11 protein-coding genes are annotated in these 19,602 nt (G+C 65.6%); 6 read left to right on the forward strand and 5 right to left on the reverse strand.

The window, feature by feature from the left end; all coding sequences use genetic code 11:
- Positions 1-104: 104 nt before the first annotated feature.
- On the forward strand, positions 105-1,004 hold the full coding sequence (locus CQW31_RS05890) for a helix-turn-helix domain-containing protein (RefSeq protein ID WP_099814041.1): 900 nt from the start codon (positions 105-107) through the stop codon (positions 1,002-1,004).
- Positions 1,005-1,186: 182 nt separating this feature from the next.
- Positions 1,187-3,100 (forward strand): AAA family ATPase, encoded by a 1,914-nt coding sequence (locus CQW31_RS05895; protein WP_099814042.1) that lies wholly within the window; start codon positions 1,187-1,189, stop codon positions 3,098-3,100.
- A 122-nt stretch (positions 3,101-3,222) separates the two neighbouring features.
- On the opposite strand, the gene CQW31_RS05900 is transcribed toward CQW31_RS05895, so the two are convergent.
- Complete coding sequence (locus CQW31_RS05900) at positions 3,223-4,608, reverse strand: aldehyde dehydrogenase family protein (RefSeq protein ID WP_099814043.1); 1,386 nt, start codon at positions 4,606-4,608, stop codon at positions 3,223-3,225.
- A 107-nt stretch (positions 4,609-4,715) separates the two neighbouring features.
- On the opposite strand from CQW31_RS05900, the gene CQW31_RS05905 reads away from it, so the two are divergent.
- The 3 genes from CQW31_RS05905 (at position 4,716) to CQW31_RS05915 (ending at position 6,852) form a co-directional block, all read left to right on the forward strand.
- The gene (locus CQW31_RS05905) at positions 4,716-5,582 is read left to right on the forward strand and encodes a LysR family transcriptional regulator (RefSeq protein WP_054885458.1); all 867 of its coding nucleotides are present in this window, start codon (positions 4,716-4,718) and stop codon (positions 5,580-5,582) included.
- Between the two features lie 60 nt (positions 5,583-5,642).
- Complete coding sequence (locus CQW31_RS05910; RefSeq protein WP_054885409.1) at positions 5,643-6,095, forward strand: hypothetical protein; 453 nt, start codon at positions 5,643-5,645, stop codon at positions 6,093-6,095.
- A gap of 235 nt (positions 6,096-6,330) precedes the next feature.
- A complete protein-coding gene (locus CQW31_RS05915; RefSeq protein WP_054885408.1) occupies positions 6,331-6,852 on the forward strand; it encodes an acyloxyacyl hydrolase in 522 nt (173 codons plus the stop codon).
- A gap of 32 nt (positions 6,853-6,884) precedes the next feature.
- Here the strand turns inward: CQW31_RS05915 and CQW31_RS05920 are convergent, their stop codons facing one another.
- The 4 genes from CQW31_RS05920 to CQW31_RS05935 all read right to left on the reverse strand — a co-directional run bounded on the left by CQW31_RS05920 (position 6,885) and on the right by CQW31_RS05935 (position 12,455).
- The gene (locus CQW31_RS05920; protein ID WP_099814044.1) at positions 6,885-9,020 is read right to left on the reverse strand and encodes a TonB-dependent siderophore receptor; all 2,136 of its coding nucleotides are present in this window, start codon (positions 9,018-9,020) and stop codon (positions 6,885-6,887) included.
- A 244-nt stretch (positions 9,021-9,264) separates the two neighbouring features.
- On the reverse strand, positions 9,265-10,155 hold the full coding sequence (locus CQW31_RS05925; RefSeq protein ID WP_099814045.1) for a universal stress protein: 891 nt from the start codon (positions 10,153-10,155) through the stop codon (positions 9,265-9,267).
- Positions 10,156-10,256: 101 nt separating this feature from the next.
- Entirely contained in the window at positions 10,257-11,666 is a 1,410-nt protein-coding gene (locus CQW31_RS05930; RefSeq protein WP_099814046.1) for an efflux transporter outer membrane subunit, read from the reverse strand.
- Between the two features lie 18 nt (positions 11,667-11,684).
- Positions 11,685-12,455 (reverse strand): helix-turn-helix transcriptional regulator, encoded by a 771-nt coding sequence (locus tag CQW31_RS05935; RefSeq protein ID WP_099814047.1) that lies wholly within the window; start codon positions 12,453-12,455, stop codon positions 11,685-11,687.
- 416 nt (positions 12,456-12,871) lie between these two features.
- Between CQW31_RS05935 and CQW31_RS05940 the strand changes: the two genes are divergently transcribed.
- Positions 12,872-19,225, forward strand: coding sequence for a non-ribosomal peptide synthetase (locus CQW31_RS05940; RefSeq protein WP_099814048.1), 6,354 nt, complete (start codon positions 12,872-12,874; stop codon positions 19,223-19,225).
- The last annotated feature ends 377 nt before the right edge of the window (positions 19,226-19,602 follow it).

Consider the following 19,602-nt stretch of genomic DNA (forward strand, 5'->3'; position numbering starts at 1 on the left):
TCCCAGGTGACACGCTGGAGACTATCTTGAGCGCAGGCCCGCAAAGCCATCTATCCACTTTCTTCTGCGATCAATGCACCAAAAGAGTGCAACTAGGACAACGCGTGACAACGCCTAATGCCTTGCAAGTCCAGGCCTTCCACACCACGGATGTGACCGAACAGGTACGCGCCACCCCCGGTTGGCAGCAGCAGTACCGGCAGATGTCGCCAGGCCATTTCAGCGGCCAGCTGCGCTGCCTGGGGCTCGATGGAGTGGAGGTCTACGAGGAGCGACTGAACACACGTGTGGAGCAGTTCTTCCGGGCACCGAGCGGTGCGCTGGCGTTCTGTTTCGACCAGAGCGAAAACAGCCTTTACCTGCTCAATGAGCAAAGCCGCAATATCTGGATCACACCGGAGAACTATCAGGAAGTGGCCGTGGTGTTCGACCAGGCCTTTCTCGCCCGTCATGGCCTGGACCCACAGCGGCTCGAAGGGTTGTTCATGGTGCCGCTGGGCAGTGGGCAGAATGCGCTGTTCGGCAGTTGGCTGAGTGCCACCTTGACCCGCCTGGGCGAGGCCGATTGCCCATTGCAAGGGCAGGCGCTGGCCGAGCAGTTGCTCGAAGATTGCCTGTTCATTCTCGACAACGCCTGCCAGCGCTTGCAAGGCGGGGCGCTGGGGCGGCGCGGCGAGGAGCGGGCGATCATGCAGCGGGTCAGCGAATGGGCGGCAGATTGCCCGGATGAGACCCTCAATCTGGTCGAGTTGGCCGAGGTGGCCGGTGTGTCGCTGCGCCAGCTGCAGCAGGCGTTCAAGGCGTTTACCGGGATGCCGCCGGCGCACTGGCTGCGGTTGCGTCGGCTCAACGGCGCGCGGCGGGATCTGTTGCGCGGCGGTGAGGTGACCGTTGCGGAAGTGGCCATGCGTTGGTCTTTCTGGCATTTGGGAAGGTTTTCAGAGAGTTACCGGCAGTTGTTCAAGGAGTTTCCGAGCGAGACCCTCAAGCGGGGCAGGGCTTGAGAATTCTGTTGCCTGTACCGGCCTCTTCGCGGGTAAACCCGCTCCCACAGGGATATCACAGGTCTTGAAGGCAGCACGGTACCTGTGGGAGCGGGTTTACCCGCGAAGGGGTCGGTACAGACAACCCAGCATTCCCATTGGAAAATTGCTATCGTGCCCGGCAGTTTCCACCCGAGGTCCCGATGTTCTACCTGCCTTTGCCCAGCGACCAGGCCGACAGCCTGGCCAGCGTGCCCCCCGCCACCGACTTCTTCCCGAGCGCCAGCCTGCTGGAAGCTGCCGCCGTGCTGTTCGTGCAGAACCTGCCACGCCAACCGGCCAGCGCCTCGGCGGACACACAGGAGCGCCGCTTCGCCGAGATCGTGCGCATCGCCAATGAAGTCGAAGCTGCAGCCCCAGGCCGCTTCCAGCGGCAGGTCGCCCAGCACTTCGACCGCGAGGCGTTCGCCATGGGGCTGGGCATGCTCGGTGAGAACGGGGTCGCCTTGGTGTCGGCCGAAACCGAGTACCAGGCCGACGAGTTCCAGGACGCCGAAGGCCAGTGGAATTTCCAGTTCGCCGACAGCTATCGCCAGCGCGTCACGCCGCTGCACCCGGTGTACCTGCCGTCACTGGCCAGTGACCTGATGCTCAGTGACCAACAGCACCGCCTGCTGCGCGAGTTTGTCTGCGGTGTCGACGAATCGGTCGCCGTGCAGGGGTTCGCCGGCACCGGCAAGACCTTCCTGATCCACCAGTTCGCACGCCTGCTTGACCCTCAGCGCACGCTGCTGCTAGCCCTTACCGAAGGCCAGCTGCGGGCCTTGCAGGCACGGGTCAGGGATGCCCAGGCCTACACTGCGCTGACCTTCGGCCAGTTGGCCGACGAAATTCTCAACCGTGACCTCACCAGCAACGGCTGGCGCCTGCGCGACCCGTACCGCACCAAACTGTCCTGGCGCCCGCAGGAGGCGCAGGTGGTGCGCTGGTTGAACATCCCCGACATCGGCCCGCTCGCCGCGCGCGATGTGGTGGCCCTGTGCGTCAAGGCCGTGCGCAGCTTCTGCCGCAGCGGCGACAGCCAGTTGCAGCTGCATCACCTGCCCTGGGCCGGGCCTGGCACCACGCCGCTGGACCAGGAAGTGCTGCTGGAAAAGGCCCGCCTGTACTGGCAGGAGCTGGTCCGCCCGTCAGCTCGCGACATCCAGCTGCCGGTGCGTGACTACCACCGGGTCAAGCTGCTGTCATTGACCGCTGAGGTGATCGACAGCCGCTTTAGCCACGTCATCGTCGACGAGGCCCATGAATTGTCCGCGCCGATGCTCTCGGTGCTCGATCGCAGCCCGCAGTCAGTCATCGCGCTGGGCGACGAGCTGCAGAACCTCAATGGCCTGAGCCCCCACCATGGCAACTTCATTCGCCAGCGCTACATCGACCACTCGCTGCGCGCCGGCCCCGCCATGGACGGCGTGCTGAACCCGTTGATCCAGGCACACCCGGCGACGATCCAGGCGGCCTTCAGTGGCAGTGCCGAGCATTACACCCGGGTGAGTTTCTTCGACACGGTGACCGTGCCTGAGCAGCCAACCGCCTTGATCGTCGATGACGAGTGGGGCCTGTTCGGCTGGTTCCAGCGCCTGACTCATCAGGGGGTGCCCTTCGTGCTGCTGAAAAGCGCGCGCAAGGACTTCGAACTGTTCGTCGAGGACTGCATCGAGCTGTACCGCTACGGCACCCGGGCGCGCCACCCGATGTTGTTCCGTTATCCCAGCTGGCAAGCACTGGAGCAGGACAAGGGCGACGACAAGGCCTTTGTCGCCGTGGCCGGCATGCTGCGCAAAGGCTATACCCCGGAGCATTTTGCCAAGGCCAAGAGCCGTTACCGCTGGGACAAGGCGCCAAAGCTGTTCCTTGGCCGGGTGCGGGATGTGAAGAACATGGAGTTCGCCCGGGTGATGGTGTCGCCGGAGCTGATGGTGGCGCCTGGCACGGCGGGCAATCGCAACGACCGGGCGCGGCTGTTGGCGGGGCTGTATACCGCCTGTTCGCGGGCGCGGCATGAGCTGATCGTGCCGGGGGGGATGCTGGACTGGGTCAAGGACCAGGTCCGGGATTGATATTGCTGGGGCTGCTTTGCAGCCCTTTCGCGACACAAGGCCGCTCCTACAGGGAAACGCGATCCCCTGTAGGAGCGGCCTTGTGTCGCGAAAGGGCCGCAAAGCGGCCCCAATGCCTGGAATCAGTTACGATCCAGCCAGACAGTCTGGGCATTGGTGAACTCGCGCACCCCAAAGTGCGAGAGCTCACGCCCGAAACCGCTCTTCTTCACGCCACCAAACGCCACACGGGGGTCGGACGCGCAGTAGCCGTTGATGAACACGCCACCGGTATCCAGCGCGGCAGTCATGCGCTCGGCCAGCGCATAGTCGGCGGTGTAGATGGTCGAAGCCAGGCCGAACTCGCTGTCGTTTGCCAGCTCAACCGCATGGTCGGCGTCACGGGCAGTGATGATCGCTGCCACTGGCCCGAACAGCTCCTGCCTGAAGGCAGTCATGTCCGGGGTGACGTTGGCCAGCACGGTGGGTGCGTAGAAGTTGCCAACCCCTTCGACCTTGTCGCCGCCCAGCAGCAGGGTGGCGCCTTCGGCCAGCGTCGCCTGGACCTGGCCATCCAGCTCGTCGCGCAGGTCATAGCGGGCCATCGGGCCGATGTAGGTGTCGTCTTCCAATGGGTTGCCGACTTTCAGCTTGCGCGTGGCTTCGACGAACTTGTGCGTGAATTCCTCGACGATGCTTTCTTCGATGATCAGGCGCTTGGCGGCGGCGCAGACCTGGCCGGTGTTCTGGTAGCGACCGATCACGGCGGCCTGCACAGCGGCGTCGATATCAGCATCAGCCAACACGATGAACGGGTCGGAACCGCCCAGCTCCAGCACGCATTTCTTCAGCGCGGCACCTGCCTGGGCACCGATGGCCATGCCCGCGCGCACGCTGCCGGTCAGGGTCACGGCGGCGATGCGCACGTCGTTGATGGCGCGAGTGACGCCGTCCGGGGTGACGTTCAGCACTTCGAACACGCCTTCAGGCAGGCCGGCGTCCTTGAACAGTTCACCCAGCAGGTAGGCGCTGCCCATCACGTTCGGTGCGTGCTTCAGGACATAGGTGTTGCCGGCCAGGATCGCCGGCACGGCGCCGCGCAGCACCTGCCAGACCGGGAAGTTCCACGGCATCACGGCCAGGATCGGGCCCAGCGGGCGGTACTCGATGCGGGCTTTCTCGACCTGGGTCGGCTCGGCGGCGAGCATCGCCGGGCCGTGCTCGGCATACCAGCGGCACAGGCCGACGCACTTGGCGACTTCGCCACGGGCCTGGGCGATCGGCTTGCCAATTTCACGGCTGATCATCTGGGCGAAGGCTTCGGCCTTGGCTTCGAGGGTGCTGGCCAGGGCGAGCAGGTACTCGCTGCGCTGACCCAGCGACACTTGCCGCCACTGGCCGTAGCCAGCCTTGGCGCGTTGCAGCGCCGCTTCCAGTGCGGCGTCGGTGTCGAAGGGATAGGCGCCAATCTGCTCGCCGCTGAACGGGTCGACGGAGATGGCGTGGGTCAGGCTGCTGATCGCACTCATGGCGGGTCACTCTCGTTGTTGTTACTCGGTGACGCCAGACTAGTGGGCTATGGCTTTAATGAAAACTGAATAATAATGAGCGAAACATTCACGTTTGGAGAATGACTGTGGACCTGGTGCAACTGGAGATCTTCAAGGCCGTGGCCGAACAGGGCAGCATCAGCGCCGCCGCCCAGCATATCCATCGGGTGCCCTCGAACCTGACCACGCGTATCAAGCAGCTGGAGGAAGACCTGGGCGTCGAACTGTTCATCCGTGAGAAGAGCCGCCTGCGCCTGTCACCGGCGGGTTGGAACTTCCTGGAATACACCCGGCGCATCCTCGATCTGGTGCACGAAGCACGGCTGACCGTGGCCGGCGAGGACCCCCAGGGCACCTTCGCCCTGGGTTCGCTGGAGAGCACCGCGGCGGTGCGCATTCCTGCGCTGCTGGCGGCCTACAATCAGCGCTACCCCAAAGTCGACCTCGACCTGTCCACCGGGCCCTCCGGGACCATGCTTGAAGGCGTGCTGGCGGGGCGCCTGGTGGCGGCTTTCGTCGATGGCCCGGTGCTGCACCCCACGCTGGAAGGCATGCCGGTGTTCGAGGAGGAGATGGTGATCATCTCGCCCCTCAACCACGCCCCGGTCACCCGTGCCCAGGACGTCAACGGCGCGAGCATCTATGCCTTTCGCGCCAACTGCTCGTACCGTCACCACTTCGAGAACTGGTTTGTCCAGGACCAGGCGGTGCCCGGCAAGATCCATGAAATGGAGTCGTACCATGGCATGCTCGCCTGCGTCAGCGCCGGTGCCGGCCTGGCCATGCTGCCGCGCAGCATGCTCGACAACATGCCTGGCTGCAGCACGGTCTGCGCCTGGCCGATGCAGGAGCAGTTCCGCTACCTCAAGACCTGGCTGGTGTGGCGCCGGGGCACGGTTTCGCGCAGCCTGAGCATGTTCGTGAAACTTCTCGAAGAGCGGCGGGCGGCCTGAACATCAGCACGGTGTGAGGTCAAACATCAGGTAAGCCATCTCCTTGAGGAGGAGCTGACCATGCGTAACCATCACCATGCTGTGGGCGCCACGTTGCTGATCGCACTGGCGCTGCCCTGGACCCTGGCCGCTGGCGCAGAAGTCGACGACCACAACGCGCCGATCGACATGCAAGCCGTGCAAGTGCAGCCGCAGGAGCAGAATGGCGTGCGCTACCTGGCGGGCGGTATCGGCCAGGATGAGGCCAATGCCATACGCCGGACCCCGGGTTATGACCTGCACGTCGAACTGTCGACCGGTGCACACGGCCAGTTCGAGAGCGGCGCCGCAGTCGACATCCACAATGCACAAGGCAAGTCCGTGTTGAGCCTGCAGGATGCCGGGCCGTTGGTCTATGTCCAGCTGCCACCCGGCCAGTACCAGGTCATCGGCCAGGCGCAGGGTACAACGGTCCAGCAACGGGTCACGGTAAACGGCAAGACGCCTGTCACCGCAAGCCTGAACTGGCATTGAGCGTCCACGACGGGCGGAGTACATCCGTACTCCGCCTCGGCGGGGACCTGCCGCCATCAGCAGCTGGGGCACTACGGGTAAATTCAAGCAATGCTGGCAATTCACTTTCAACTTTCTGATTATCTGGACAATAATCAGAAAAGTATTACGCCGTGTGACCGGCTGCACCGTTCACCGCAAAAATCGAGGGGCCCCAGCCCCCACTTGCCCGTGTGACCATCAGGAGAAGTCATTGATGAAAACCCGTCTTGCCAGCACGCTGGCCGCCGCCCTATTGGTGCTCGGGGGCACCCCTCTGGCCCAGGCCGCAGAAATTTCCGGCGCTGTGGGTGCCACTAGCCAGGGCGACATGACGTACCGTCTCGGTATGGCGTTCGACTGGGACAAGCAGTGGATGAAAAGTGACATCGGCTTTGTGACGGGATATTGGGATGCGGCCTACACCTATTGGGAAGGTGGCGATGCCAGCGGCGCTCACTCGCTGTCGTTCAGCCCGGTGTTCACCTACGAGTTCAGTGGCTTCACCTACACCCCGTATGTCGAAGCCGGCATCGGCCTGGCGGCCTTTTCCAAGACCGATGTGGGTGACCAGCACCTGGGCTCATCGGTCAACTTCGAAGACCGCATCGGCTTTGGCCTGAAGCTGCCGGGTGCGCAGAAGGTGGGGCTCCGTCTGATGCACTACTCCAATGCCGGCATCAAGCAACCGAACGACGGTATCGAGTCCTACTCGCTGTTCTACAGCAAGAGCTTCTGATGCACGGGGCCGCCAGGCGGCCCCCTGTCATTTCAGAAGGTGTAGGCAACCCCAGCCTGCACCGTGCGCGGCGCACCCGGGTACACATAGGTGTTGAACGCACCCTCGTCATAGCCCTTGTTGAACAGGTTCTTCACGTCCAGGTTCAACCGCACGTGCTCGTTGACCTTGTAGAAGCTCAGCAAGTCAACCACGCTGTAGCGCTCCATGGTGTAGGTACTGGCCGCCGTCTGCCCGGCGCGGTCATCCACATACTTCACGCCAACTCCCAGCCCCAGGCCCTTGGCCAGCCCATCCTGGAACTCATAGGTGTTGAGCAGGCTGAAGCTGTTGCGCGGGATGTTCGCCAGGCGAGTGCCGGTGGGGAGGCTGTTGTCCTTGGTCACCTCGGCGTCGACATAGGCGTAGCCGCCGATCATCCGCCATTGCGGAGTCAGGTTGCCGGCGACGTTGATATCCAGGCCGCGGCTGCGCACTTCGCCGGCAGCGACGCTGTAGGTGCCGGTCGGGTCGTTCGGGTCTCGGGTGAGCACGTTTTCCTTGACGATGTGGTAGATCGCCGCGTCCACGCTCAGCTGGCGGTCGAGCGCTTCCCATTTCACGCCCAGCTCGTATGACTTGCCCTTCTCCGGGTCAAAGCCCGTGCCTTGCAGGCTCGCGCCGCTGTTGGGCTTGAACGAGCGCGCGGTGTTGGCGTAGACGGCAACGCTGTCGGTCAGGTCGTACATCAGGCCCAGGCGCGGGGTGACGCCGTTCTCGCCTTTGTTGAAGTCACCGGCATTGTTGAGCTTGTTGTCGTAGTCATGCTCGTAGCGCTCGAAACGCACCCCGGCGAGGGCTTTCAGGCGCTCGGTCAGGGCCACCTGGTCCTGGATGAATGCCGCCCAGGTCTTGAGGTTTTCCTTGTCATGGGTGGTGGTGCGGGTCAGGGCAGGGCGCGGCTGGCCCAGCACCGGGTCGAAGATGTCGATCGGGTAGGCGCCGGTACCTGCGGCCGAACGCTGGATGATCGAGTTGTAGTCGTAGTCTTCGTACTCAATGCCGGTCAGCAGGGTGTGGGCGAAACCGCCGGTGTCGAAGTGGCCGGTGAGGTTGAGCTGGTAGTCGCGGTCGGTCCACTCCAGCTTGCGGTAGTTGAAGTTGCGGCCCAGGGTGCGACCGTCGGCCTGCAGGCCGTTGGCTTCCACGGCGTTACCCTTGAGCGAGCCGTCGAGCCATTGCATGCCGCCGCCCAGGGTCCAGTTGTCGTTGAGCAGGTGCTCGAAGCGCAGTTGGGCCATGTTGTTGTCGTTGTGCAGCAGGTTGTCGCTGCCCTTTTCCCAGATGTTGGTGTCGCGCGAGGCCGTACCGGCCTGGCCAGGCAGGCGAGTCAGGCCGCGATCCAGCGGGTGGTTGTTACGCATGAAGTCGCCTTCGAAGATGACCTTGGTGGCGTCGTTGACCTGCCAGCTGATCACCGGTGCAACGTCATAGCGCTCGCTTTCGACATCGTCGCGGAAGCTTTCGCCACCTTCGCCCAGTATGTTCAGGCGATACGCCAGCGAGCCATCGGCATTCAGCGGGCCGGTGGCGTCCAGGGTTGCCCGGTGCATGCCCTGGTCGTCGAACTGGCTGCCGAGGGTCACCTTGGGCTCGGCCAGCGGCTGCTTGCTGACCACGTTGAACGTACCTCCGGGGTCGCCACGGCCATACAGGCTGGTGGCCGGGCCGCGGATCACTTCGAGGCGCTCGACGGTGTTGGCGTCAGGGGCGTTGGGGTAGCCGCGGTTGATCGGGAAGCCGTTGCGGTAGAACTCGCCGGTGGTGAAGCCGCGCACGGTGAAGGTGGTCAGGCCCTGGCCGCCGAAGTTGTTGGCGCGGCCGACGCCACCGGCGTAGTCCAGGCCATCCTGCAGGCGGGTGGCGCCGGTGTCTTCAAGCACATCCCTGGGCACCACGCTGATCGATTGCGGGGTCTCGTGCAGGGCGGTGTCGGTGCGCGTTGCACTGGCCGAGCGGGTGGCCTTGTAGCCATCCACCGGGCCATCGGCGCGTTCGCTGTCGGCGCTGCTGGTGATGTTCAGGGCCTGGAGCTCGATCTGGGCCGGGTCATTGAGCGGCTCGGGCTCGGCGAAGGCCAGCGGGGAGATAGCTTGAAGCAAACAAAGCGAAACGAACGTGCGACGCATCGACGGTACGATCCTGGAGTAGGGCGCTGAGGGGGAGTGGGGGAAGCGCTGAGAAACTACTACGAATAATTATCAAATGCATTCTTTTTAATTAGAGCTGGTGTGCCAGATACCGTGCACTTGGCAGGGCCGGCCTCTTCGCGGGCACGCCCGCTCCCACAGCGGCCCCGCAGCCCATCAGGCTGGTGGTATACCTGTGGGAGCCGGCGCGCCCGGGAAGAGGCCGGTTCAGGCAGCCGAACGCTCAGCGAGCGCCCTTTATGGCCAGCACATTGCACAACGGATGCTCCAGCACATGCGCCGTGGTTCCACCCAGGAACGTTTGCATCGCATCATGCCGATGGCTGCCCATCACGATCACATCGACCCGGCTGTGGCTGACGAACTGGGCAATCGCGCGGATCGCCGCACCCTCGACAAAATGCCGTCGCTCCAGCGGAATCTGGTGGTGGTCGCCCAGCCGGTTGAACGCCGCCCGCTGCGCCGTGCGCACACTGCCATCGAAGCCTGGCATGGTGACGGTGCCGGCACCAAAGTCGGCGATATGGGTCTTGGCCGCATCGCACACATGCAGCAGGTGCAGTTCAGCGTTGCATTGCAGCGCCAGGGCATGGGCGCTGTGGATCACCTGATCGTCCAGATGCTCGCCGGTACCCAGGCAGTTGAGGTCCACCGCCGCCGCAATCTGCCGGGGCAGCGGCAGGCGGATGTCGCTGACCAGGTGCACGGCCACCGGGCTTTGCTTGAGCAATTGCCAATCCAGCGGCGTGACCAGCAAGCGCTTGAGTACCGGTTCGTGCTGCACGTCCTTGATCAGCAGGTCGCAACCGAGCCGTTCGATGCGTTCAAGCACGCTGCCCAGCGGGTCGCGGGTCAACAGCAGTTCGGTGGAGACATCGAGCCCGGCGTTGCCCAGTTGCTCGGCTTCGTCGGCCAGCCACTGGCGGTTGTCGCCAAGTAGCCGCTCACGCTCGCGGCCGTCGCTCATCAGGCCAAAGGTGTCGACATCGTCGACGAACACGTTGATATCCAGCAGGGCACCACTGGACTCGGCCAACGCCGCCGCGCGCTGCAGCGCCGGGGTATGGCGCATTTGCGGGCCGAGCATGACGAACAGACGCTTGAACTGGCTCATCGCACACCTCCACGTGTGGCAGCCCCCCGGTTCATGCCATGTCATCTGGTCTGTACAGTCTAGACCCCGTTCGTTGCGAGCACCCGAGCGCGGCCCAAGCCCTAGCGAGGCTTCTCTGCAGCTTCCTGCCAGCCCCCACCCAGTGCGGCATACAGGTTCACTTCCGCCACCAGTTGCGCCAGACGATCACTGATCAGCCCTTGCTGGGCGGTGAACAGCGAGTGCTGGGCATCAAGAAAGGTCAGGCTGCTGTCCACGCCATTGCGGTAGCGATGCTCGGCCAGGTCGTAGTAACGCTGGTTCGACGCCACCAGCTCGCGCTGGGCCTGCAACTGCCGCTGGTAGGTCGCCCGTGCCGCCAGGCCATCGGCCACTTCCTGAAACGCGCCCTGGATGGCCTTCTGGTACTGCGCCACCTGGATGTCCTTCTGCAACGTTGCATAGTCCAGGCTGGCGCGCAGGCTGCCGGCGGTGAAGATCGGCAGGCTGATCTGAGGCTGGAACAGCCAGGTGCCGCTGCCGCCGTCGAACAGGCCGCTCAGCTGCGGGCTGGTGCTGCCGGCGTTGGCGGTAAGGCTGATGCTGGGGAAGAACGCCGCCCGCGCTGCGCCGATGTTGGCGTTGGCCGCGCGCAGCTGGTATTCCGCCTGGACGATGTCCGGGCGGCGGCGCAGCAGGTCTGAAGGCAAGCCCGCTGGCAGCCCGGCGATCTGCTCGTCGGCCAGGGGCAGGGCGGCCAGGTCGCCCTCCACCGGCGTACCCACCAGCAAGGTCAGCTGGTTGAGGTCCTGGGCCACCTGGCGTTGGTAGCGCGCCACCGTGGCCCGGGTGCTGTCGACGCTGGTGCGCGACTGGATCTGGTCCAGCGCCGATACCGTGCCGGCACGGCGCTGGGCGCTGGTCAGGCGCAGGCTGCGCTGGTCGGCGGCCAGGGTTTCCTGCGACAGCACCAGCAGCTCCTGATCGGCCCGCCAGGTCAGGTAGGCGCTGGCTACACTGGCCACCAGGCTCAGCTGAGTGCTGCGCCGCGCCTCTTCACTGGCCAGGTACGTCAGCAGCGCCTGGTCGCTGAGGCTGCGCACGCGGCCGAACAGGTCCAGTTCGTAGGCACTGATGCCCAGCGTCGCGGCGTAGGTCGAGCTGATCATGCCCTGGTCGGTACCGGTCATGCCACGGGGCAGGTACTGGCGCTTGCCCTGGGCATCGGCCGACACCTTAGGCAGCAGGTCGGCACGCTGGATGCGGTACTGGGCGCGGTAGGCCTCGACGTTCAGTGCAGCCTCGCGCAGGTCGCGGTTGTTGGCCAGCGCGCGGTCGATCAGTTGGCGCAGCACCGGGTCCTGGAACACCTGGCGCCAGTCCTCGGCGTGCTGGCGCGCCAGCGCGTCGCCCTGATAGGCCGGGCCTTGCGGGAACTGCTCGGGCACAGGGGCGGCGGGGCGCTGATAGTCCGGTACCAGGGAGCAGCCGCACAGCAGTACGGCGCACAGGGAAAGGGCATGTCGGGGCATCAAGGGGCTCTCGTACGGTCAGGCGCCGGCCATCCATTTCGCCAGCCCATGGCGGCCACTGACCCCCAGCTTGGCGGTGGCGCGCTTGAGGTAGGTTTCGATCGAACTGTTTTTCACATTCAGCTTCTGCGCCAGTTCCGGCACCGTGCCGCCGGTCAGCAGGCCGAGGCACACTTCCTCTTCACGGCTGGAAAGCCTGACGGCTTCCTGGACCAGACGCTCGCCAAAGCAGTGGCGCAACGACCCCGCTTCAACGTCGGCCAGGGGCGAGCCGACGCGGCGCGGCAAGCCCTGGCCGAGCAGCTGGCCATGGTGCTCGACCAGTGGCAGCAAGGTGTCGGAAAGGCTCTTCAGGTGTGACAGTTCAGCCAAAGAAAACGCCCGTTGGTCTGGCAGCCGATGGAAACAGATGACCCATCGTCGGTCACCGCTGCACGACACCAGGTGGCACTGGTGGGGATGCTGGGCGTCCAGCGGTGCCTTGAACTCGATCAGCAGCGGGTCGTCCATCTGCATGATGCTCTGCAGCAACGGGTGGCGCAGTGGTTCGCTGCCCGGCCGTTGCTGCTCCAGGCCGGCACTGCCCAGCAGCCGGATGTGGCTGATACGGGCCTGGCGCGGGTCCAGGGTCCATTCGCTCAGCTCGAGCCTGTGGACCGGTACCTGGGCATCGACCAGGCATAACATCTGTGCGGCGAAGCCTTCGGCGCCGGTACTGGCGATCAGTTCGCCCAGTTGCAGGTACAGCCGAGGGTCGGGGCGGTGTGCGAGGCTGGCAGTCAGCTTCATATCCTTTCTTCCTTGATTCAAAGCGTTACGGCGGGTGGTCGCGCAGTCGAGGGCTCCGGATGACGGGGTAGGTGACGGTATTCAAGCCCGCAGCGGGGGCTGCGTCTGTAATGGAAAACCGGGACAGAAAATGCCATCAAAGACGACGTGGCGAGTGGGGCATGAAACAGTGGCGAATGCGCAATACGCCCCGACCAGCCGGTCAATTGGCGTCATTAGCCTGACGTTTCGCGCCCGTTTCCTGCCGAATGGCGTGGGCGTAAGCCATCAAGGGCGGCACGCTATGGTTGATTTCCTACAGGCTTTTCAGCAGCTTTTGATACACGCTCCGGTTGTCCGGGTTTAAGGGGCCATACAGTGCGGGGAGGGGGTGCTTGAATCCGCGGATGATCAAGCCAAGAAGGACCTGCCCCCCCATGCCTGCCGCCGAAACCTTTGCCCTGACCGTTGCCCAGCGTGATATCTGGCTGGACCAGATCGGCCACGGCGATTCGCCGCTGTACAACATCGGCGCCTATGTCGAGTTCGACGGTGGGTTGGATGTCCCGCGGTTGCGCCAGGCGCTGGCGCACCTGGTGGCGCTGCACGAAGGCTTGCGCACGGTGCTGCTGGCGCCAGAGGGCCAAGGGGGCGTGCCGCGTCAGTGCTTTGCCGAAACGCTGACGGTGGCGTTAGCCGAACATGACCTGCGCGGTGTCGAAGACCCCATGGCCGCCGCCCGGTCGTTGCTCGACAGTTTTATGCAAAAACCTTTTGCACCGGGCGCCGGTGCCTTGTGGGGTACGCAGTTGATCAGGCTTGGCGAGCAGCGCTACCTGTTGGCGCTGCAGGCGCATCACCTGATTCTCGACGGCTGGGGTGTGGACCTGTGGTTCAAATGCATCGCCGACTACTATGGCCTGCTGGGCCAGGGCGCACCTTTGCCGGAAAGCGCGCCCGGTTACCGTGAGTTCGTCGAAGACGACAGCCAATACCAGGCGTCGGCACGCCATGCGCGTGACCGTGACTATTGGCTGGGCAAGTACCAGCAGTTGCCCGATGCCTTGCTGGCGCCGCGTGAGCGCGGGCGGTTGTCGGCTGGTGAGCCCAGCGCGGCCCTGGAGCTGCCCTTCGACAGCCAGCTGCTGGCGCGCATGAACGCACTGGGCAGCGAACTGCAGGCGTCGGCCTTCCACGTGCTGCTGGCGGCAATGCACGTGTGCTGCACCCGCACCTGGCAGCGCGACCAGTGGGTGGTCGGCGTGCCGGTGCGCAACCGTGCCAGCGCGCGCTTCAAGTCGACCCTCGGGCTGTTTACCCAGGTCAGCGCCTTGCGCATGGATTTTGGCCGCAGCCAGTCCTTTGCCGAACTGGTGCGCAGCATTCGCGATGCACTCAAGCAGGACTTTCGTCACCAGCGCTACGCCCTCAGCGAGTTGAACCGCACGCTTGGCGCCCTGCGCGAAGAGCGGCCGCAGCTGTTCGAACTGATGGTGTCCTATGAAGAAGATGGCAACGCGCTGCGCTTTGGCGGCGCTTGCGGCCATACGGTGATGATCTGCAACAGCCACGAACCGACGCCCCTGAGCCTGCACCTGCGCAGCAACCTGCACAGCGGCAAGGCCCATCTGCACCTGGTGCACAACCTGGCCTGGTTCAGCAAGGACGAGGTCGCCGCCTTGGCCGAGCGGCTCCTGCACGTGTTGCGGCAGGGACTGGAGCAACCCGCGCTGAGCGCCGCCGATTTCGACCTGATAACGGCCGCTGAACAGCGGCAGCTGCAGCATTGGCACCAGGCGGCGATTGCCCAGGGGCAGCCGGAGCTGTTGATCCACCGACGAATCGAAGCCCAGGCCAGGCGTCGGCCAGCGGCGCTGGCGGCCGTGCACGGTGGCCAGCGCCTGAGCTACGGCGAGCTGAACGGCCTCGCCAATCAGCTGGCGCGGCGGCTGATCGGCCTGGGCGCAGGCCCGGACCTGCGGATTGCCGTCGTGGCCCAGCGTGGGCTGGATACCCTGGTCGGCCTGCTGGCGGTGCTCAAGGCTGGCGCCGCCTACGTGCCGATCGACCCGGCGCATCCGCAGGAACGCCTGGCCTACCTGCTTGAAGACAGCGCGCCGTGCGTGGTGCTGACCCATTCCCGGTTCAGTGCACGCCTGCCAGCCCACGGCCTGCCGCAGATCGAACTGGACCGCTGCACCTGGCAAGCGCCGAGTGCCGAGGCGCCCGCCGTCCCACAGCTGGCAGCGGGCAATCTGGTGTATGTCATCTACACCTCCGGCTCCACGGGCCTGCCCAAGGGCGTGATGGTCGAGCACCGCATGCTGGCCAACCTGGTCGACTGGCACTGCAACGCCTTTCACCTTGGCCCGGGCCGCCACCAGTCGAGCCTGGCCGGTTTCGGCTTCGATGCCATGGCCTGGGAAATCTGGCCAGCCTTGTGCAGCGGCGCGACCCTGCACCTGGCGCCGGTACGCGAGGGCGGCGAAGACATCGACGCCTTGCTGCACTGGTGGCGCGAGCAGCCGCTGGACGTGAGCTTCCTGCCGACGCCGGTGGCCGAACATGCCTTCGCCCAGGGCGAACTGCACCCGACCCTGCAGACCCTGCTGGTCGGCGGTGACCGCCTGCGCCGCCTGGCCCGCGAACGCCGTTACCGGGTGGTCAACAACTACGGCCCCACCGAAGCCACCGTGGTGGCCACGTCGGGCGAAGTGCAGGCCGGGCAGCCGCTGCACATTGGCGGGCCGGTCGCCAACACCCGGCTGTACGTGCTGGACGAGCAGCAGCAATTGCTGCCCCTTGGCGCTGTCGGTGAGTTGTACATTGCCGGCCATGGCGTGGCACGCGGTTACCTGAACCGCCCCGAGCTGACTGCCGAGCGCTTTCTCGACGACCCGTTCAGTGCGCACCCCGGGGCGCGTATGTACCGAAGCGGCGACCTGGTGCGCTGGCGGGCCGACGGCACCCTGGAATACCTCGGGCGCAACGACGACCAGGTGAAGATCCGCGGCGTGCGGGTCGAGCTGGCCGAAATCGAAGCCGCGCTGAACAGCCATGTGGCCGTGCGCGAAAGCGTGGTGCTGCTGCGCGAGGGGCAGTTGCAGGCCTGGTACGTCGGCGCCTGTGCGGTAACGCCACGCGCGTTGCACGAGCACTTGCGCGAGCGCTTGCCTGCCACCTTGCTGCCCGTGGCCTACGTCAGCCTGGCCGGCTGGCCGCTGACGGCCAACGGCAAGCTTGACCGTCGCGCCTTGCCGGCGGCGGACGAAACCGCGAAAGTACGCCGCGAGCATGAGGTCCCCCAAGGCGACATCGAAGCGCGGCTGGCCCTGCTCTGGGCCGAGCTGCTGCAGGTCGAGCGGGTAGGGCGCCAGGATCACTTCTTCGAGTTGGGTGGCCATTCGCTGCTGGCGGTGCAACTGATCGAGCGCATGCGCCAGCAAGGCCTGCAGGCTGACGTGCAGGTGCTGTTCGGCCAGTCGACCCTGGCCAGCCTGGCGGCTGCCGTGGTGGTCGGCGAGATTGCAACGGTGCCCGCCAATGGCGTGCAGCCGGGATGCCAGCGCATTACCCCCGAGATGCTGCGGTTGACCACGCTCGACCAGGCAACCATCGAGCAGATCGTCGCGACAGTGCCGGGTGGCGCCGCCAATGTGCAGGAAATCTACCCACTCGCGCCGCTGCAGCAGGGGCTGCTGTACCACCATGTCAGCGAAGCCCGGGACCCCTACCAGCAGCAGGTGCTGTTTGCCTTCAATAGCCACGCGCACCTGCAGGCCTTTGTCGAGGCGCTGCAACAGGTGATCGAGCGCCATGACATCCTGCGCACCAGCCTGGCCTGGGAAGGGCTGCAGCAGCCCCAGCAGGTGGTCTGGCGCCAGGCCCGCCTGCCAGTGGAAAGCTGGCCTGTACCGGCGTCGGGCGATCTGGGCGCGCAGTTGTGCCAGGCCTTCGACCCGCAGCAGCGGCCGCTGGACCTGCGCCAGGCACCGATGATGGCGATGGTCACCGCCGAAGACCCGGGCCAGGGCCGCTGGCTGGGCTTGCTGCGCTTCCACCATCTGGTCAACGACGCGGTTTCCCTGCAGGTGCTGCTGGGCGAACTCGAAGCCTTCATGCAACAGCGCGGTGGGCAGTTGCCGGTACCGGTGCCGTACCGCGACTACGTGGCACTGAGTGGCGATGCCGAACGGCAGGCGCGTCACGAAAGCTATTTCCGCGAGCAGCTGGCTGGCGTCGAGCCGCTGGCAGCGATCCCCGGGCTGGGCGGGAAAGCGGTCGACGAAAACGACCTGCACAGCCATAGCGCCACGCTGGACGTCGCGCTCAGCGAGCGCTTGCGCCAGCAGGCGCGTCGCCACGGCGCCAGCCTGGCCAGCCTGTTGCACCTGGCCTGGGCCCAGGTGCTCGGCAGCTTGTCGGGCCGTGACGAGGTCATGCTCGGGACCGTGCTGCTGGGCCGGACCATGGCCGGTGACGGCGCCGACCGCGCCCTGGGCATGTTCATCAACAGCCTGCCGCTGCGCATCAACCTGGCCGGGGGGCCGGCAAGCCTGGCCCTGGCCGAGACCCATGCACGGCTTGCCAGCCTGCTCGGCCACGAAGATGCACCCTTGTTGCTGGCCCAGCGCTGCAGCGGGCTGCCCGCCGGTACTTCGCTGTTCCAGGGCCTGATCAACTACCGCCAGGGCGCCTTGCCGCACGGCGAGGTGCTGCCGGGCGTGACCTTGCTGCAGGCCAGCGAAGTGCTCAGCCACGGCCTGGTGCTGAGCGTCGACGACCTGGGTGACGCGCTGCAGCTTGGCCTGCGAGCGCCCCGTGCAGTCGGCGCGCCACGAGTGCTGGCCAGCCTGCTGACGACCCTGCGCCAGTTCGCCGACGGTATGGATAGCCCTTTGACGACGCTGTGCAGCGTGCCGGGCGACGAGCTGGAACGTCTGCTGCACACCTTCAACCGCAGCGAAGACCGCCTCAGCCCGCTGGCCAGCACACTGCCTGCACTGTTCGAGGCCCAGGTGCGGCGCACCCCACTGGCCCTGGCCGTGCAAACGGATGACGCGGCCCTCGACTACTACACCCTCAACGCCCAGGCCAATCGCCTGGCCCATCGCCTGATCGGGTTGGGCGTCGTTGCTGATTCGCGGGTGGCGATCTGCGTCGAGCGCGGCGTGTCGATGATGGTCGCGCTGCTGGCGGTGCTCAAGGCCGGTGGTGCCTATGTGCCGCTCGACCCGGGCTATCCGCTCGAGCGCCTGCGCTTCATGCTCGATGACAGCGCACCCACCGTGGTGCTGGTGCACGCGGCCACGCGGGGGCTGTTCGATACGCTCGTCACGCCGATGCTCGACCTTGACGATGACGCTTGGCACGCGTGCAGTGCCGAAAACCCGCATGTGCCGGAACTCGGGCCGTCCCGGCTGGCCTACGTGATGTACACCTCAGGCTCCACCGGTACGCCAAAGGGCGTGATGGTCGAGCACCGCGGCCTGTGCAACCTCATGCACTGGGGCTCGCAGATCTGCCCGCCGCAGCCGGGCGGGGCGTTGCTGCAGCGGGCGCCGTTCAGTTTCGACGGTTCGGTCTGGGAGCTGTTCTGGCCGCTGGTGGCCGGGCTGCGGCTGGTCTTGGCCCGGCCTGACGGGCACCGTGACCCGGCCTATCTGGTGCAGTTGGTCCAGGCCCGGCAGGTAACGATCATGAAGTTCGTACCGGCGCTGCTGCATCAGTTCCTGGAGGAGCCGGGCGTGGAGCGTTGCAGCAGCCTGACCGACCTGTTCTGTGGCGGTGGCGAGCTGACCCTGGCGCTGCTGCAGCGCATTCGCCAATGCCTGCCGAAGGTCTGCGTGCACAACGTCTATGGGCCCACCGAGGCGACGGTCGACAGCACCGCCTGGACCTTGCAGCCCTTCGAACCGTTGCCCGCGCTGGCACCACCGATTGGCCGGCCGATCGCCAACACCCGCCTCTACGTGCTCGACGCCCATGACCGTCCGGTGCCGCTGGGGGCGGTGGGCCAGTTGCACATTGGCGGCGTTGGCGTGGCCCGAGGTTACCTGGGCTTGCCGCAGCTGCAGGCCGAACGTTTCATCGCCAGCCCCTTTGTCGAGGGCGACCGGCTGTATCGCACCGGCGATCTGGTGCGTTACCGCCAGGACGGTGAACTGGACTTCGTCGGGCGCAACGACTTCCAGGTCAAGCTGCGCGGGCTGCGTGTGGAGCTGGGCGAGATCGAGGCTGCGCTGGCGGCGCACCCGGTGATCGGGCAAAACGTGGTGCTGATGCGCGAGGAGCGCCTGGTGGCGTACTTCACTTGCCGCGATGGCTGCCCGCCGCCCGCCCTGGAGGTGCTGCGCAGCCACCTGCTGGCGCGCATGCCCGAGTACATGGTGCCGCAGGCGTTCGTCGCGCTGGCCGAACTGCCGTTGAGCCCCAATGGCAAGGTCGACCGCCGGGCCCTGCCGGCGCCGGGGCCAGAGGCTGTGATCAGCCGGGAGTACCAGGCACCGCAGGGCGACCTGGAAACCGCATTGGCATCGATCTGGACCGAAGTGTTGAAGATCGAGCAGGTGGGGCGTGAGGATAATTTCTTCGAGCTGGGTGGGCATTCGTTGCTGGCGGTGAGCCTGGTGGCGCGCATGCGCCAGGCCGGGTTGCACGTCGATGCCCGGACCTTGTTCAGCCAGCCGACATTGGCGGGGCTGGCGGCCAGTACCAGTCGGGAGCAGGTGGCGGTGGTGATACCGCAGACGACCATTCCGAGCCTGGGGGGGAAGCGGCGGCGGATTTGAATGGTTCGCCTTGAGAGTTGGTGGCCTGTGGAAGGTGTTTGTCTTGAGGGTTTGATGGCCTGTGGAAGGTGTTCGCCTTGAGGTTTTTGTTGCCTGTGAGATCGAGCGCCGCCCGCGCGGCGCATCGCGGGCAAGCCCGCTCCCACATCTGTTTCGGGCCAGTTACTCCTGTGCCGCCAACAGGATCCGCCTTGGTGCATGACTGGAGATAGGTGGAGCGGCATCAGCGCCCACCGAGATACATCGCCATACCAACAAGGCGGTCCCTGTTGGCTTCACAGGAGAGATTGGCCCGAAACAGATGTGGGAGCGGGCTTGCCCGCGATGCGCCGCGCGGGCGGCGCTCGATCTCACAGCCGCTGAAGATCTCAAGCCAG

The organism is Pseudomonas sp. 382 (genome assembly GCF_002759075.1).
GTDB classification, from domain to species: domain Bacteria; phylum Pseudomonadota; class Gammaproteobacteria; order Pseudomonadales; family Pseudomonadaceae; genus Aquipseudomonas; species Aquipseudomonas vlassakiae.

Excerpts from the sequence above, each read along its gene's own strand:
- CQW31_RS05895 (WP_099814042.1), top strand. The coding sequence starts at position 1,187 with ATGTTCTACCTGCCTTTGCCCAGCGACCAGGCCGACAGCCTGGCCAGC.
- CQW31_RS05900 (WP_099814043.1), bottom strand. The coding sequence starts at position 4,608 with ATGAGTGCGATCAGCAGCCTGACCCACGCCATCTCCGTCGACCCGTTC.
- CQW31_RS05920 (WP_099814044.1), bottom strand. The coding sequence starts at position 9,020 with ATGCGTCGCACGTTCGTTTCGCTTTGTTTGCTTCAAGCTATCTCCCCG.
- CQW31_RS05930 (WP_099814046.1), bottom strand. The coding sequence starts at position 11,666 with ATGCCCCGACATGCCCTTTCCCTGTGCGCCGTACTGCTGTGCGGCTGC.
- CQW31_RS05915 (WP_054885408.1), top strand. The coding sequence starts at position 6,331 with ATGAAAACCCGTCTTGCCAGCACGCTGGCCGCCGCCCTATTGGTGCTC.
- CQW31_RS05910 (WP_054885409.1), top strand. The coding sequence starts at position 5,643 with ATGCGTAACCATCACCATGCTGTGGGCGCCACGTTGCTGATCGCACTG.
- CQW31_RS05935 (WP_099814047.1), bottom strand. The coding sequence starts at position 12,455 with ATGAAGCTGACTGCCAGCCTCGCACACCGCCCCGACCCTCGGCTGTAC.
- CQW31_RS05940 (WP_099814048.1), top strand. The coding sequence starts at position 12,872 with ATGCCTGCCGCCGAAACCTTTGCCCTGACCGTTGCCCAGCGTGATATC.
- CQW31_RS05925 (WP_099814045.1), bottom strand. The coding sequence starts at position 10,155 with ATGAGCCAGTTCAAGCGTCTGTTCGTCATGCTCGGCCCGCAAATGCGC.